This window comes from Pseudoclavibacter sp. RFBG4, assembly GCF_002931515.1.
Lineage (GTDB): Bacteria > Actinomycetota > Actinomycetes > Actinomycetales > Microbacteriaceae > Pseudoclavibacter.
On sequence record NZ_PSYC01000026.1, the window covers coordinates 89,073 to 104,593 of the forward strand.

Below are 15,521 nucleotides of genomic sequence, written 5' to 3' on the forward strand. Positions count from 1 at the left end.
GCACCCCAGCGGCCAGCGCCGCACGCCGAGCAGGACATCAGGTGCCGAGGGAGACCTCGGCACCTCTATGAGGAGCGCACAGTGACCGAGACCAGCCGCCGCATCGAGACGAACCAGCAGACCACCGCAGGTTCCCCAGATCGCCTTCCCCTCACGGCAGCGCAGCTGGGCATCTGGTATGCCCAGCAGCTCGACCCCGAGAACCCCAGCTACCAGATCGGGCAGTACCTCGATCTCCGTGGCCAGGTCGATGAGCGGCTGCTGCGGATCGCGTTCACGAAGACGGTTGCCGACCTCGACGCGATGAGCCTCGTGCTGGCCGAGGACAGCGACGGGCCGTACGCAGTGATCGAGCGCCCCTCCCCGACGGCTGACCTCCTCACGACGTCCGATCTCCGTCGGCTCGGCGAGGAGGAGGCGGTCCGGGTCGCCCGCGAGCGGATGGACCTCGAGCTGGAGACCCCCCGGTCGATGACCGGCGGCGACCTGCTCGGCACGACCCTGTACCGCGTCGCGGAGGAGCGCTGGCTCCTGTTCCAGCGCGTCCACCACGTGCTCCTCGACGGCTACTCGGCCGTCGTCGGCCTGCGCTACCTCGCCGGCGCATACTCCCGGCTCGAGAAGAGCGCCCCTCGCGGCGTGCTCGGCACGCTCCTGTCCGGACCCATCGCACACCTCGCCGCGAGGACCGCCTCACCCTTGCCCGGTCTGCGCGAGCTCCACGAGCATCTCGACGAGTACGCGTCGTCGGAGAAGCACGAGGCGGATGCGGACTACTGGCGCGCCCAGCTCGCCGACGACAGCGTCGTCACGGGCCTCGAGGGCACGACCGGACGCGCCGCCAAGCGCGTCGTGCGCGTCTCGACGAGCATCCCGGACGCCGACGCGGCTCGGCTCCGAGCGCTGGGCCGTGACCTGCCGAAGACGGCCGTGGGCCTCGTGGCCCTGTACCTGTCGAAGATGACCGGACAGGCGCGGGTCTCCCTCGGCCTGCCGGTCACAGCGCGGCGCGGAAAGGTCGCGAAGACGACCCCCTCGATGCTCTCGAGCATCCTCCCCCTGCGCGTCGACGTCTCCGCGGGGCTCAGCCTCTCCGAGGTCATCGCGAACGCCGGTGACGCGGTCCGCGGCGCCGTCGCCCACCAGCAGTTCCGAGTCGAGGAGGTGGCCCAGACGCACGCACTCGCGGGCCCTTCCGTCAATCTCCTCCCCGTCATCGACGAGCTGGTCTTCGGCCGCGCGCGGGGCACCGTGAACATCCTGTCGACGGGACCGGTGCATGACCTGTCCGTCGTCATCTCGGGGCTCACGAGCGAGGCAGCCGCGCCGACGCTCCAGCTCGAGGGCGACGCGGAGCTGTACACGAGCGACGTCCTGCGCGAGCACGCCTGGCGGATGCTCGAGCTGCTCTCGCAGGTCCTCGACGAGCCGGCGACCACCACCGTCACCGACGCCAACGTCGTGCGCGCCGACGAGATCGCGGGGCTCCTCGAGCAGGGCTCAGGCGACGATGTCCCGATCGGCCAGGAGTCCGTGCTGCGTGCCTTCTCGAAGGTCGCAGCGGTCCGAGACGCGGAGACGGCCGTCGTCGCCGCAGACGGCACACTCACCTTCGCTGAACTGGACGCGCTCTCGACGAGGCTCGCCCACCACCTCGTCGGCGAGGGCGTCGGTGCGGGGCGCACGGTCGCCGTGCGCATCGAGCGCAGCCGTCACCTCCCAGTGCTGGTGCTCGCGGTACTCAAGGCCGGCGGCGTGTACGTCCCCCTCGACCCCGAGTACCCCATCGACCGAGTCGGCAACATGATCGAAGACGCACAGCCAGCGCTCCTGCTCACGAGCAAGGCGCAGGAGCAGCGCGACCTGGCGGCGGGAGCGCAGTGGCGGGTCGCGACCCTCCCGATCGACGCCGACACGTCGGTCGCCTGGCGTCGGAAGACGGCGGACCCCAGCGGCCTTCCGACGGTGGCTCCCTCCGAGCTGGCCTACGTCGTGTTCACCTCGGGCAGCACCGGCCGTCCCAAGGGCGTCGGCGTCGACCGCCTCGCCCTCCGGAACCTCTTCGAGCACCACCGAGCAGAGATCTTCGACCCCGCAGCCGAGCGCCTCGGCAGGCCGGCGAGGGTCGCGCACACGGCTGGCCTCTCGTTCGACGCCGCCTGGGACCCGCTGCTCTGGCTCTTCGCGGGCCACGAGCTGCACATGATCGACGACGACGTCCGTCGTGACCCCCAGCGGCTCGCCGCGTACTTCGCCGAGCACGGGATCGACGCGATCGAGACGACCCCCTCGTTCGCCGAAGCGCTGATCGCCGGCGGGCTGTTCGACCAGGACCGCTACCCGACCGAGATCGCGCTCGGCGGGGAAGCGGTCGGCCCCGCGCTCTGGGATGCCCTGGCGGCGCAGCACGATGTCCGCGCCCTCAACCTCTACGGGCCGACGGAGACGACCGTCGACAGCCTCATCGCGCCGATCGAGAGCGGCTCCGAGCCGCACATCGGCACCTCCGTGCGCAACACGCGCCACTACCTTCTGGACGCATCGCTCACGCCCGTCCCCGACGGCGCGATCGGCGAGCTGTACCTTGCCGGCGCGAACGTCGCGTCAGGCTACGTCGGGCAGCCAGGCCTCAGCGCCGAGCGCTTCCTCGCCGACCCCTTCGCCGGCGACGGGACGCGCATGTACCGCACCGGAGACGTCGTGCGTCGTCGCCGAAGCGGCTCACTCCGCTTCCTGGGCCGCATCGACGAGCAGATCAAGATCCGCGGCTACCGGGTCGAGCTCGCCGAGGTGGAGGCCGCGCTGCGTCGGCAGCCCGGCGTCTCGGCCGCCGCCGCGATCGTCGTCGGCGAAGGCGCATCCGCCCGCCTCGTCGGCTACGTGACCGGTGACAGCGAGATCACGGACCTGGCCGCTCGCACCAGGGCCTCCCTCGCGACCGAGCTGCCGGGCTACATGGTTCCGGGCAGCGTGCTCGCGCTCAGCGAGCTGCCGATGACGCCGAACGGGAAGCTCGACCGGCGCGCACTTCCCGCGCCGGACCAGGCGCCGAGCGACCCCGTGCAGCAGCCCCGCACTCGCGCGGAGCGCGTCACGGCCGAGGCCTTCGCCGACGTGCTCGGCATCACCTCGATCGGCGTCGACGAGGACTTCTTCGCCGCGGGAGGGCACTCGCTGCTCGCCACGAAGCTCGCCTCGAAGCTCTCCGAGCGCCTCGAACGCCAGGTCACGGTGCGCGACGTGTTCGAGCGGCCCACGGTCGCAGGCCTCGCCTCGCTCGATGCCGAGGATGCCGACGCCGCTCGGGCGCTCCCGCTCGTTCCGACACCCCACTCGGACGAGCTCCCCGTCTCACTCGCCCAGCGTCGCCTGTGGTTCCTGAACAGCCTCGAGCCAGGCTCGAGCGCCTACAACATCCCCGTCGTGCTGCACCTGGACGGAGAGCTCGACGTTGCCGCCCTGCGCTGGGCGTTCCGGGACGTCGCGGAGCTCCACGAGCCGCTGCGCACCGTCTTCCCGTACATCGATGGGGAGCCGCGCCAGCGCATCCTCCCGATCGACGAGGGCGCCCCCTCCTTCACCGCCGTCGAGGTCCCCGCGGACCGCGTCGACGAGATCGTCAGGCAGGAATCGCTGCGCCCCTTCGACGTGACCGTCGAGGTTCCCCTGCGCGCTGTCCTCCTGCGCCGCTCCGCGACCTCGCACGTGCTCGTCGCGACCATGCACCACATCGCCTCGGACGGCTGGTCGCTCGCGCCCTTCGCCGCCGACCTCTCCGCCGCCTACACGGCGCGCACGGCCCCCGAGTCCGCCGGCTCGAGCGCCGCACCGTCCCCCGCGCTGCCCGTCTCCTACGCCGACTACACCCTGTGGCAGCGGGAGTCGCTCGGCTCGGAGGAGGACTCCACGAGCGCCATGAGCACCCAGCTCGACTTCTGGCGCCGGGCGCTCGCGGGCGCACCGGACGAGATCGACCTGCCGCGAGACCGCGAGCGCGGGAGCCGGCCGAGCGACATCGGGCACCTCGCCTTCGAGCTCGACGCCGAACGCCACCTCGCGCTGCGCCGTGTCGCCTCGGAGCACCGCACGAGCCTCTTCATCGTCCTCCACGCCGCGGTCGCAGCCGCGCTCGGTCAGCACGGCGCTGGCACCGACATCGTCCTCGGCACACCTGTCGCGGGCCGCGTCGACCCCAAGCTCGAGCGGCTCGTGGGCTTCTTCGTCAACACGGTCGCGCTGCGCACCTCGCTCGTCGGCAACCCGACCCTGGCCGAGCTCATCGAGCGAGTCCGGGCGGGGAACACCGACGCCTACGCGCACCAGGACGTGCCCTTCGATGCTGTCGTCGACGCCGTCCGCCCCCCTCGCGTCGCCGATCGCCACCCCGTCTTCCAGGTGCTCCTGACGCTGCAGAACACAGAACCAGCGCGGCTCGACCTCGGCGACGTCGAGGTCACCGTCCCTGGCCAGGTGACGACGGCGGGCGTGAAGACCGACCTCATGCTCGACTTCTCGACGCCCGCTGGCGACGAGGGGCCGCTTGAGGCCGCGCTCGCCTACGACCTCGCCCTCTTCGACGAATCGACGATCGAGCGCATGCGCGACACGGTCGACCGGATGCTCGCCGCCATGGTCGAGACGATCGACCGCTCCCTCTCGGAGATCCCCGCCGTCGACGCCGCGACGCGGCACCGCATCGACACGCAGGCCCGTGGCCGCTCGCTGACCGTCGAAGGGACCGTCCTCGACGTGCTCGCGGCCAGCATCTGCCGCGCACCCCAGGCCTCTGCGCTCGAGGACGAGCACGAAAACCTCTCGTTCGCCGAGCTCGGAGCCCGCGTCGACGCCGCGGCCCTGGGGCTCGTCGCCTCCGGCGTGCGTCCCGGCGATCGCGTCGCCGTCGCGCTTGCGCGCTCTGGCGACGCGGTGACCCTCGTGCTCGCCGCGCTCCGCAGCGGAGCGATCGCCGTTCCCATCGACATCGACTACCCGGACGCTCGCGTCGCGCAGATCCTCGAGGCGAGCACGCCCGCGATGCTCATCGCCAGCGATGCGGACCGGCTCACCGCCCTCGCCGCTGACTCGGGCACTCCGGCAACCGCGCCGGCCGCGCTCGTCGCGCTCGGGGAGAGCGCCGAAGACACGAGCCTGCCGGAGCTCCCCCGCCCCGAGCAGCCCGCCTACCTCGTGTTCACGTCGGGCACGACCGGCACGCCCAAGGGCGTGCAGGTCCCGCACTCCGCGCTCGCCAACGTCCAGGCGCAGCACGAGGACGCCATGATCGCCCCGCTGCGCTCACGCCTCGACGGGCGAGCCCCGCGCGTGCTCCACGTCGCCGGCCTCGGCTTCGACGCCGCCTGGGACCCGATCCTCTGGCTCGCCGCCGGGTCCGCGCTCGTGATGGCCACGGACGGCACGCGGCGAAGCGCCGACGAGCTCGTGCAGCGCGTCGACGACGCCGCGATCGACGTACTCGAGACCACACCCTCCTACGTCCGACAGCTCATCAGCACGGGACTCCTCGACCGGGCCGCGCACCGGGAGACGCCCCTGCTCATCGCACTCGGCGGCGAGGCCGTCTCGCGTGAGCTCTGGGACTCCCTCCTCACCGCGCACGGTGTCGACGCGTGGAACCTCTACGGCCCGAGCGAGTTCGCCGTCGACTCCGTCGTCACCCGCATCAGCGAACCAGGACACGTGCGGATCGGCCGCCCCGTCGCGAACGTGACCGCGCGAGTGCTCGATACATTCCTCAGGGATGTGCCGGACGGAGTGCCGGGAGAGCTGCACCTCGCCGGCGCCTCGGAGGCGCACGGCTACCGTGGGCGAGCCGCCGAGACCGCGACCGCCTTCATCGCCGACCCTTCCGGCGACGGCACCCGCCTCTACCGCACCGGCGACATCGTCCGCCGCCACGGATCGGGCGAGCTCGAGTTCCTCCGCCGCGACGACGACCAGATCAAGCTGCGCGGCTACCGCATCGAGCTCGGGGATGTCGAACGCAGCCTCGAGCGCACGGCTGGCGTGGATGCCGCAGTCGCGACCATCCACGCGCCTGCCGGACAGGACAGCGCGCGGCTCGTCGCCTGGGTCGCCGGGACCGCCGACGGCCAGTCCGTCACCGCCCACGCCCGTGCCGCACTGCCCGACTACATGGTGCCCTCGAGCGTCACCGTGCTCGAGCGTCTGCCCCTGACCCCGAACGGGAAGGTCGACCTCGCAGCGCTGCCCGCGCCCGAGTCCGCCGCGGGTTCGCGGCGCCCGCAGACCGAGGACGAGCGCGCCATCTGCGCGGCGTTCGCCGCCGTCATCGGCCTCGACGAGGTCGGACTGGACGACGACTTCTTCCGCCTCGGCGGGCACTCCCTGCTCGCCGTCGCGCTTGCCGGGGAGCTGCGCACGCGCTTCGGCACCGCACCGGCGCTCCGCGCGATCTTCGACGCCCCCACGCCTGCTGGCCTGCTGGCGCTGCTCGGCCGCACCGGCGAGCGCACCGAGGGCGCCCACATGGTGGTCTCCAGCACGCGCCCGCCGCTTCGAGCGTGGACGGCAGCGAACCCCCGCGTGGCCGGACAGCCGCTCCCGCTCTCCCCCGGTCAGGCCCGCCTCTGGTTCCTCAACCGACTCGCGCCGAGCTCCGGCGACTACAACGTCGTCCTCAGCGCTCGGCTCGACGGCGAACTGGACCGGGAGGCGCTCGTCGGCGCGCTCGACGACCTCGTCGCCCGCCACGAGGTGCTGCGCACGAGCTACCCGGAGGCCGACGGGGCACCTGTGCAGCGCATCCACGCCCCGGTCTCCGGCCTGCTCCAGAGCGAGCCGGTCGACGCCTCCGCCGGCTTCGACCTCACTCGCGACCTGCCCTTCCGCGCGGGACTCTCCGAGCTGGGCGACGGATCCTGGCTGCTCCAGCTCGTCATCCACCACATCGCGACCGACGGAGCCTCGCTGGCCCCCCTCGCCCACGATCTCGCAACCGCGTACACGGCGCGAAGGAGCGGCTCCGCAGCACTCCGGCGCCCGCTGCCTGCCCAGTTCGCCGACTTCGCGCGCCTGCTCACGGCGCACGAGGACGAGGCACGCGAAGCACGCGAGCTCACCGACTGGACCGACTTCCTCGACGGTGCGCCGTCGGTGCTGGAGCTCAGCGCAGACGGCGCCCGCGAAGCCGGGAGCGCCCAGCCGGCGCGCCAGCTGGCCTTCACGGTCCCCGCGAACGTCGCCACCGGTCTCGGCTCCGTCGCCGCCGGCACGTCCGCGAGCGGCTTCCACGGCTGGCTCGGCGCGCTCGCCGGCTTCCTCATGCGCACGGGCTCGGGCACGGACCTCGTGATCGGGGCCCCGTCGGCGGGGCGCCAGGATGCTGACCTGAGCGATCTGATCGGGTTCTTCGTCAACACGCTGCCCCTCAGGATCCAGCTCGGAGAGGACGCCACCCTGGCAGGCGCCGTCGAGGCCGCACGAGCGTCAGCGCTCTTCGGCATCGACCACGAGCAGGTGCCGTTCGAGCGCATCGTCGAGGCCGTCGCGCCGGAACGCGTCCTCGGACGCCACCCCCTGTTCCAGACGATGCTGGCCGTGGAAGAGCAGAGCGATCTGCCGCTTGCGCTCCCCGGCGTCGATGTCTCGCCCGTGGCCCCGGAGAGCACGGGAGGCGCGAAGTTCGACCTGTCCTTCACGCTGCGCCCGGCCGAGGCCGGCTCCGACGTGCCAGGAGTGCTCGAGTACAACTCCGCGCTGTTCAGCGAGGCGGCGGCCAAAGGCCTCGTCGAGCGGCTCCTCGCCTTCCTCACGGTCGCGACCGAGACCCCGGATGCACCGCTCGCGTCGATCACCATCCCTGGCACCCCGGAACGGCTGCCTGCCTGGCGGCCTGACGGCGACGTGGCTGCGGACGCGGACCTCCGCTCCGTGCTCGAGGCCTTCGATGCCGCGGCGGAGCGCACCCCGGACGCACCGGCCGTCGTCGCCCCGGACGGTGCGGTCGATTTCCGGACCCTCGCCGAGCGAGTTGAGCAGGTGTCCCTGGCGCTGCGTCGCGGCGGCGTGAAACGGGGCGGCGTCGTCGCCTACCGCCTGCCACGGTCGGTCGACACCGTCGCCGCTCTCCTCGGGATCTGGCGGGCCGGTGCCGTCGCGATGCCCATCGACCCCGAGTACCCGAGCGAGCGCGTCGACGCGATGCTCGATGCGGCCCGTCCCGCGCTGGTCATCGACGGAGGACTCGACGAGATCCTCGCCGAAGGCGCCGGCGCCGGCGGCGAGGCGGGCAAGACCGGCGGCTCCGAGGTGCGCACCGCGCAGCTCGACGCCCCCGCCTACCTCATCTTCACCTCGGGAACGACCGGGGTCCCCAAGGGAGTCCAGGTGCCCCACCGCGCTCTCGCGAGCCTCCTGCGCAGCCACCGCTCGACCCTGCTGCCGGACGCCGCCGAGCGCCGCATCCGCGTCGCGCACACCACCGGCGTCGGCTTCGACGCGGCCATGGACCCCATCCTGTGGCTCGCGAGCGGCCACGAGCTGCACGTCGTCGCAGACGACGTGCGCCGCGACCCGGAGGCGCTCGTCCAGCTGTTCGCCGACCGGCAGATCAGGGCATGGGAGACGACGCCGAGCTACGTCGAGGCGCTCACCGCGCAGACGGGCCTCGAGCACTGGCTCGACTCCCTCTCAGCCGCGGACAGCTTCACGCTCCTCCTCGGCGGCGAAGCGATCAGCGGCGAGCTCTGGACCTGGCTGCGTCGCCGGACCAGCACCCGTGCCTGGAACCTGTACGGCCCGACCGAGGTCGGCGTCGACTCGATGCTCGCCAGCATCGAGGACACGAAGGAGCCCACGCTCGGATCCACGACTCGGGACGTCGTCGGCCACGTGCTCGATGCCCGCCTCCGACCGGCACCAGCTGGCAGCATCGGCGAGCTCTGGCTCTCCGGGCCCCAGCTCGCCGACGGCTACACGGGCCGCTCAGCAGCCACCGCCGAGCGCTTCGTCGCCGACCCCTTCGCCCGCGACGGCAGCCGCATGTACCGCACCGGCGACCTCGTGGTCGTGCGGGACGCGATGCCTGACGAGCCCAGCCGCGTCGTCTCGCTCGGCCGCACCGATGCGCAGCTCAAGATCCGCGGACACCGCGTGGAACCCGAGGAGCTGACCCGCGTCATCGCCGAGCAGCCCGGCGTCGCCAGTGCCGTGGTCCTTCCCGTCGAGTCGGCCGGACAGACCGTGCTCGGCGCCTGGATCGTGCCGAGCGAGCTGCCCGCCGAGTCGGACGACACGGCGCGGGAACAGCTGGCCGATCAGGTGCTCGCGGCCGTCCGCGGACGGGTGCCCGACTACATGCATCCGGTCGGCATCAGGGTCATCACGCGCGTCCCGCTCACCCCGAACGGCAAGCTCGACCGAGACGCCCTCCCGGAGCACCAGGCGAGCGGAGGCACCGGGCGCGCTCCGAGCACACGCGCCGAGCTGGCCGTGGCAGCGGCCTTCGCCGAGACGCTCGGCATCGACGACGTCCGCGCCGACGACTCGTTCTTCGCGCTCGGAGGCCACTCGTTCGTCGCACAGCCGACCATCCGGGCCGTCAACGATGCGCTCGGCACCGAGCTGCCCGTGCAAGCCATCTTCCAGGCACCGTCGGTCGAGGGCCTCGCCGCCCTCGCAAGCGACGGTGGCGGCGACATCGCGGAGAGCCTTCGGATGATCCTGCCGCTGCGCCCGGCGCGCGACGCGGACGGCCCCACCGCGGGCCAGGAGCCGCTCTTCGCGGTCCACCCAGCGAGCGGAATCTCCTGGAAGTTCGCGGGGCTTCTCGCGCACCTCGAGGGCAGCCGACCGCTCTACGGACTGCAGCTGCCCGGCATCGCCCCCGATGTCGACCACGAATTCGAGCACAGCTCGCTCGAGGAGCTGCTCGACGAGTACGTGAAGGCCATGAAGAGCGTGCAGCCCGAGGGCCCGTATCGGATCATCGGATGGTCCTTCGGCGGACGCCTCGCGCAGCACCTCGCCGCCCACCTCCAGCGCGGCGGCGACGAGGTCGAGCTCCTCGCCATCATCGACGCCTACCCGACGGAGCATTCCTCCGTCGCCGGAGTCGACGGTGGCGACCGCATGTGGCGCGCGTTCCTCGACGCCAACGAGGTGGCGGCCCCGGCGGGCGAGCTCGACGCCGAAGCGGTGCGCGCGGTCCTGGCCGAGGCGGGCAACCCCCTCGCGGACATCCCTGCACGGAGCATCGACCGCATGGTGCGCGGCTTCCTCCGCGTCGGGGCGCTGCTCGACACGACCCCGATCCCCACCTTCGAGGGTGCGCTGCACGTGTTCGAGGCGCGGGTCGACGTGCCTGCAGACCGGCCAACCCCACAGGCCTGGGCGGCGCACGCCACGGGTCGGGTCACCTCGAGCGGAGTCCAGGCTCGCCACTCGGCGCTGCTCGACGACGCCTCCCTCCGCGTGATCGCCCCAGTGATCGACACGCTCATGTCCGATTCACATGCACCGCTTGCCAACCGATAGCGAGCCTGCTCCGAAGCACCTGGAGAACCATTCGCGCCACCTCACTCACGAACCCCCGCGTGAACAGAGAAGGGAACATCATGACCAATCCGTTCGATGACATCTCCGCAGAGTTCCGAGTCCTCGTCAACGAGCTGCAGCAGCACTCCCTCTGGCCTGACTTCGCCGACGTGCCCGCAGGCTGGGTCGTCGTCTACGGCCCAGCCCCCAAGCAGGCCTGCCTCGACTACGTGACCGAGAACTGGCGAGACATCACGCCCGTCCGCGAGCGCGACCTGGCGGTCTCGTGATCTCGATCCGCGGGCTCAGGAAGCGCTTCGGCGACTTCACCGCGCTCGACGGCGTCGACCTCGAGATCCCAGCAGGCTCCGTCCACGCGCTCCTCGGCCCGAACGGGGCGGGCAAGACCACCACCGTCCGAGTCGTCACGACCCTCCTCGACCCGGATGCCGGCGACGTGCAGGTCGCCGGCCACTCCGTCCGGCGCGAGGCCCAGGACGTGCGCCGCAGCATCGGCGTCTCCGGCCAGTACGCGGCCGTCGACGAGAAGCTCACCGGAGTCGAGAACCTGACGATGGTCGGACAGCTCTACGGCATGCGGCGCCGAGACGCGAAGGCACGCGCGAACGAGCTGCTGCGCGACTTCCGCCTCGATGACCTGCACCCCAAGAAGCGCGCGGGCGACTACTCGGGCGGTATGCGCCGCCGCCTCGACCTTGCCGGCGCCATCGTCGCCAGGCCGCCCGTCGTGATCCTCGACGAGCCAACGACGGGACTCGACCCGCGCGGGCGTCGCGATACCTGGGATGCGATCCAGACGCTCGCGACGGCAGGCACGACGGTGCTCCTGACAACCCAGTACCTGGAGGAGGCCGACCAGCTGGCCGATGCCATCTCGGTCATCGACTCGGGCCGGATCGTGGCAGAGGGCACCGCGTCGGCGCTCAAGGCGCGGGCAGGAGGAGCGGCGATCGATCTTGTGCTCGAGCGAGCGGAGGACGGCCACCGGGCCCTCCAGATCGTCGCCGCGGTCGGACGCGAGGCGTCCCTTGACGACCGCGCCGTGCGCATCACCGCCAAGGCACCGAACGGCAGCCGTGATCTCGCGGCCGTGCTCGCCGGCCTCTCGGAGGCCGGGATCGGCACGATCGAGGCGGCGCTGCGTCAGCCGACGCTTGACGAGGTCTTCCTCCAGATCACGGGGCAGCGACCCGACGACGCGTCCGCCGAGCTGCACTCCAACGACGAGCGAGAGGCGGTCACCGCATGAGCGCAATCACCGCAGCCTTCCGCGACGGCAGCATCGTCGCACGCAGGAACGTGCTCAACGTGCAGCGCACGCCGGGCGCCCTCGTGACCGGCATCGCGCAGCCCATCATCTTCGTCCTCATCCTCGCCTTCGTCTTCGGCGGCGCGTTGGGCGGCGCCGACTACCGCCAGTTCCTGATCGGCGGCATCCTCGCCCAGACCCTGACCTTCAACTCCTCGTTCACCGCCGTCTATCTCGCGAAGGACCTGCAGTCGGGCCTCATCGACCGGCTCCGCACGCTCCCCATGTCGCGCGTCGGCGTCATCCTCGGGCGGACGAGTTCCGATCTCGTCACGAGCATCATCTCCATCGCGGTGATCCTGACGTGCGGAATCGCGATCGGCTGGCGCGTCGAATCCGGCCCGCTCGAAGTGCTCGCCGCCTTCGCGCTGCTGCTGCTCTTCGCCTTCGCGACCTCCTGGATCGGCGCGACCATCGCGCTCACCGCGAAGAGCGTCGAGGTCGCACAGAGCCTCGGCCTCCTGTGGCTGTTCCCCGTCTGCTTCATCTCGGGTGCCTTCGTCTCGGCGGACATGCTCCCCGGCCCGCTTCGCGCGTTCGCGGAGTGGAACCCGGTCACGGCGGTCGCCAGCGCCGTCAGGGAGCTCTTCGACAACGCGGCACCGAGCGGCTTCACGGCTGCCGGAGGATGGCCCTCAGAGAACGCCGTCCTCTACGCGTTCCTGTGCAGCGTCGCGATCATCGCGATCTTCGCGCCGATCGCCGTGTGGCAGTACCGCCGCATCAGCCGCCGATGATCGCCGTGCTCGCCGCTGGCATCGACGAGGTCCTCGACGCGGCGTCGCAGTGCGCGAGCACCGACGACCTCGCCGCCGCCAGTGCTCGGAGCACCGAGGAGCTGCGGCGCCGCACACTGGCGGGGCGCGCCGCCCTCCGGCTGCTGGCGGCCTGGGGCCGCGGGGTCCCGCTCGAGCTGGCCGGCGAGCTCCACATCGACCGCCGCTGCGCAGACTGCGGCGGGCGCCACGGGCAGCCGACGAGCAGCGACCTCTCGCTCAGCTCCTCGACGACGAGCGGCCGGGTACTCGTCGCGATCGCCGACCCGGCGGATGCGATCGGCGTCGACATCGAGACCGTGCCGGCGCAGCTGTGGTCCGAGTTCGACGCGTACGCCCTGCACCCAGCAGAGAGGCTGCGGATGCCCACGTCGACGCAGCGGGTGGGCGTCGCTGCTCGCATCGCCCTCTGGACGGCGAAGGAGGCCGCGCTGAAGGTCTCCGGCCGTGGCCTCCGAGACGAGCCGTCCTCGCTGCTCGTCGAGGAGCATCCGCTCGATGGGCACCCCTCCTGGAGCCTGGTCCACGGTGCGCCGAGCCCCGCATCTGGTCCGTCCTCCGTGAGCGTCCGCGCACTCGCGATCGGCGGAAGCGCGGCGGGATCGATCGCCACCAACCGCCCGCAGGAGGTGCGGCTGTGGAGCATGCCCGAGCTGCTGACCGAGCTCGGCTGCCTCCCGGACACCGGCTACGACGTAGGCGAGCTCTCGCACCTGACCTGACCGCGGAAGTTCCCCGAGCCCGCCAGGTGGGAAAAGGCTGTGCTTCTCACCCCACACCGGCCGGCATCTTCCCGGATTCCAGGCGTGGAACGCACAATGTGGCTATGCGGAGAGTCAACGTCATCGTGGCCGGGACTGTCCAGGGTGTCGGCTACCGCTTCACCACGGCGCAGGAGGCGCAGCGTCTGGGGGTGAGCGGCTGGGTCCGCAACCTGCACGACGGCCGGGTCGAAGCCGAGCTCGAAGGCGAGGAGCACCAGGTGGATGCGCTCCTCGCGTGGATGAGCAAAGGGCCCCCGTACGCCGAAGTCACCGCATCTCGCGTCTCCGAGCGGACCCCCAAGGGAACCGAGGGCTTCCGCGTCGTGCGCTGAGCCTCCCTGCGCCGGCCTCACTTCCTAGGTCGTGAGCCCGCCGAAGAGCACCGAGACCATCATGGCGACGATGACCGAGTTGAACGCGAACGCCAGCACCACGTTGGTCCGGGCGATGCGCCAGCCGCGGCGCGACGTGATCTCGGCCGACGCCGTCGCGGCCATCGTCGACATCAGCACCGCGAGCGTCAGGTAGTCGCCGAAGCGCGGCTCCTCCTCGAACGGGAACACGATCTGCGACCGGCGCGCAGCACCACGCTCGCGCTCGTCCGCTCCCCCAAGCTCCGCCTCAGCATCAGCGACGGCGTCGAGGCGGAGGTACTCCAACGCGAACGCGTAGACCATGAGCGCCCACGAGGCCGCGACCGTGGCGAGTCCGAGCACCACGAAGATGGTCTGGTCGCGGAAGGCAGGTTCCTGCGCGATCGCGACCGTGAGGGCGACCGCGACCATGGCGCCCGCCATCGTCCAGTCCGTCGCTCCCCCGTAGCCGACGAGCCGGTGCCACCAGCGGCGCTTCGTGATGCGCTCTCGCCTCGAGGCGACACGCAGCTGCACCGCGTCCGCGTTGCGATAGGCGAGGTGCGTCCAGACCAGGTACACCGCTCCGAACAGGGGCCAGAACACGATGAAGACGCTCACGAGGTAGCGAACCGTGTCGCCGATCTCGACGCCGAGGCGTCTCGCCACGAACAGGTAGAAGGCCGCTGCGAACGGCAGCGCGACGAGCGCGCTCCAGTTGGCCCGTGCAGTGTCGCCCGTGATGCGTCTCGCCATGCGGCCATCCTCCCGCATCGCGCGGGGAATCGAGCGGCAGCGCGCACGAAAAAGCCCCGGTCAGCTTCAGCTGACCGGGGCTTCGTGGTGGATCTGAGGGGATTCGAACCCCTGACCCCCTGCATGCCATGCAGGTGCGCTACCAGCTGCGCCACAGACCCGCACCCGTTTCCGGGAACTCGAAAATAATAGCTCAGAAGCTGGGACGCACCAAATCGAGGCGGCCAGCGCGTGTCGCTACCGAGCGGTGCGACGGGGCCACGCATCCACGCCCATGCGAACCGCGATGACGACGAGGAAGGCCGCGAAGAGCAGATTCGCGAGCGACGGCGAGATGGCGGCTGCGCTCAAGCCCCCGAGGCTCGTCGTGAGGCAGGCGGCGCCACCGACCGCGAGGCCGGCGCCCACATCCACGTTCTTGCGTCGCAGGTTGCTGATCGTGCCGGACAGCGCCGTCGGAATCATCATGAGCAGGGAGCTGCCCTTCGCGAGCAGGTCGCTCGAGCCGAAGAGCACGACCAGCATCGGCACGACCACGACTCCCCCGCCGATGCCGAGCAGGCCGGACAGCACGCCCGTGCAGAGGCCCAGGAACACCAGCAGAGCGCCACCGAGCAGATCGATGTGCACTGCCGCGTCCCTCGAGGGCACGACGAGGAAGAGCGAGACGATGACAACCCCGATGAACGCGATGAACGCCCATTGCAGCGTGCGCTTCGAGATCTTCTCCAGCAGCCACGACCCGAGCGGGGCACCCGCGATCGCGCCGACGGCCAGGAGCCCCGCCAGGAGCAGGTCGACGTTGCCGCCGACCGCGTACGTCACCACACCGACGATCGCCGACGGCAGGATGGCGAGCAGCGAGGTGCCAGCGGCCAGGCGGGTGTCGAGCCGCACCAGATAGACGAGTGCGGGCACGATGAGGATGCCCCCGCCGACCCCGAAGAGCCCCGAGAGGAAGCCCGCGAGCAAGCCGGTGAGGATGAGCCAAGCCCATCCGCCCGTCGACCTGCGGGGCGTCACGCTG

The 15,521-nt window shown here is 71.5% G+C and carries 8 protein-coding genes and 1 tRNA gene; 6 read left to right on the forward strand and 3 right to left on the reverse strand.

Annotated features, from left to right (window positions below; translation table 11 throughout):
- Window positions 1-81 precede the first annotated feature (81 nt).
- The 6 genes from C5E10_RS09955 (at window position 82) to C5E10_RS09980 (ending at window position 13,717) form a co-directional block, all read left to right on the forward strand.
- Complete coding sequence (locus C5E10_RS09955; RefSeq protein WP_104331500.1) at window positions 82-10,515, forward strand: non-ribosomal peptide synthetase; 10,434 nt, start codon at window positions 82-84, stop codon at window positions 10,513-10,515.
- A gap of 80 nt (window positions 10,516-10,595) precedes the next feature.
- Complete coding sequence (locus C5E10_RS09960; RefSeq protein ID WP_104298996.1) at window positions 10,596-10,805, forward strand: MbtH family protein; 210 nt, start codon at window positions 10,596-10,598, stop codon at window positions 10,803-10,805.
- On the forward strand, window positions 10,802-11,785 hold the full coding sequence (locus tag C5E10_RS09965; protein WP_104331501.1) for an ATP-binding cassette domain-containing protein: 984 nt from the start codon (window positions 10,802-10,804) through the stop codon (window positions 11,783-11,785). Before C5E10_RS09960 ends, C5E10_RS09965 begins: the two co-directional genes overlap by 4 nt.
- Window positions 11,782-12,582, forward strand: a complete 801-nt coding sequence (locus C5E10_RS09970) for an ABC transporter permease (RefSeq protein WP_104331502.1) — start codon at window positions 11,782-11,784, stop codon at window positions 12,580-12,582. The genes C5E10_RS09965 and C5E10_RS09970 overlap by 4 nt, the downstream gene beginning before the upstream one ends.
- Window positions 12,579-13,343: a 4'-phosphopantetheinyl transferase superfamily protein gene (locus C5E10_RS09975; protein WP_181062716.1), complete on the forward strand. Its 765-nt coding sequence runs from the start codon at window positions 12,579-12,581 to the stop codon at window positions 13,341-13,343. The genes C5E10_RS09970 and C5E10_RS09975 overlap by 4 nt, the downstream gene beginning before the upstream one ends.
- Window positions 13,344-13,447: 104 nt before the next feature.
- Window positions 13,448-13,717, forward strand: coding sequence for an acylphosphatase (locus tag C5E10_RS09980; protein ID WP_160070539.1), 270 nt, complete (start codon window positions 13,448-13,450; stop codon window positions 13,715-13,717).
- A 24-nt stretch (window positions 13,718-13,741) separates the two neighbouring features.
- Here the strand turns inward: C5E10_RS09980 and C5E10_RS09985 are convergent, their stop codons facing one another.
- The 3 genes from C5E10_RS09985 to C5E10_RS09995 all read right to left on the reverse strand — a co-directional run bounded on the left by C5E10_RS09985 (window position 13,742) and on the right by C5E10_RS09995 (window position 15,517).
- A complete protein-coding gene (locus C5E10_RS09985) occupies window positions 13,742-14,494 on the reverse strand; it encodes a DUF1345 domain-containing protein (RefSeq protein ID WP_181062717.1) in 753 nt (250 codons plus the stop codon).
- 85 nt (window positions 14,495-14,579) lie between these two features.
- Window positions 14,580-14,655 (reverse strand) — tRNA-Ala (locus C5E10_RS09990).
- A 76-nt stretch (window positions 14,656-14,731) separates the two neighbouring features.
- Complete coding sequence (locus tag C5E10_RS09995) at window positions 14,732-15,517, reverse strand: sulfite exporter TauE/SafE family protein (protein WP_258071073.1); 786 nt, start codon at window positions 15,515-15,517, stop codon at window positions 14,732-14,734.
- Between the last annotated feature and the right edge of the window lie 4 nt (window positions 15,518-15,521).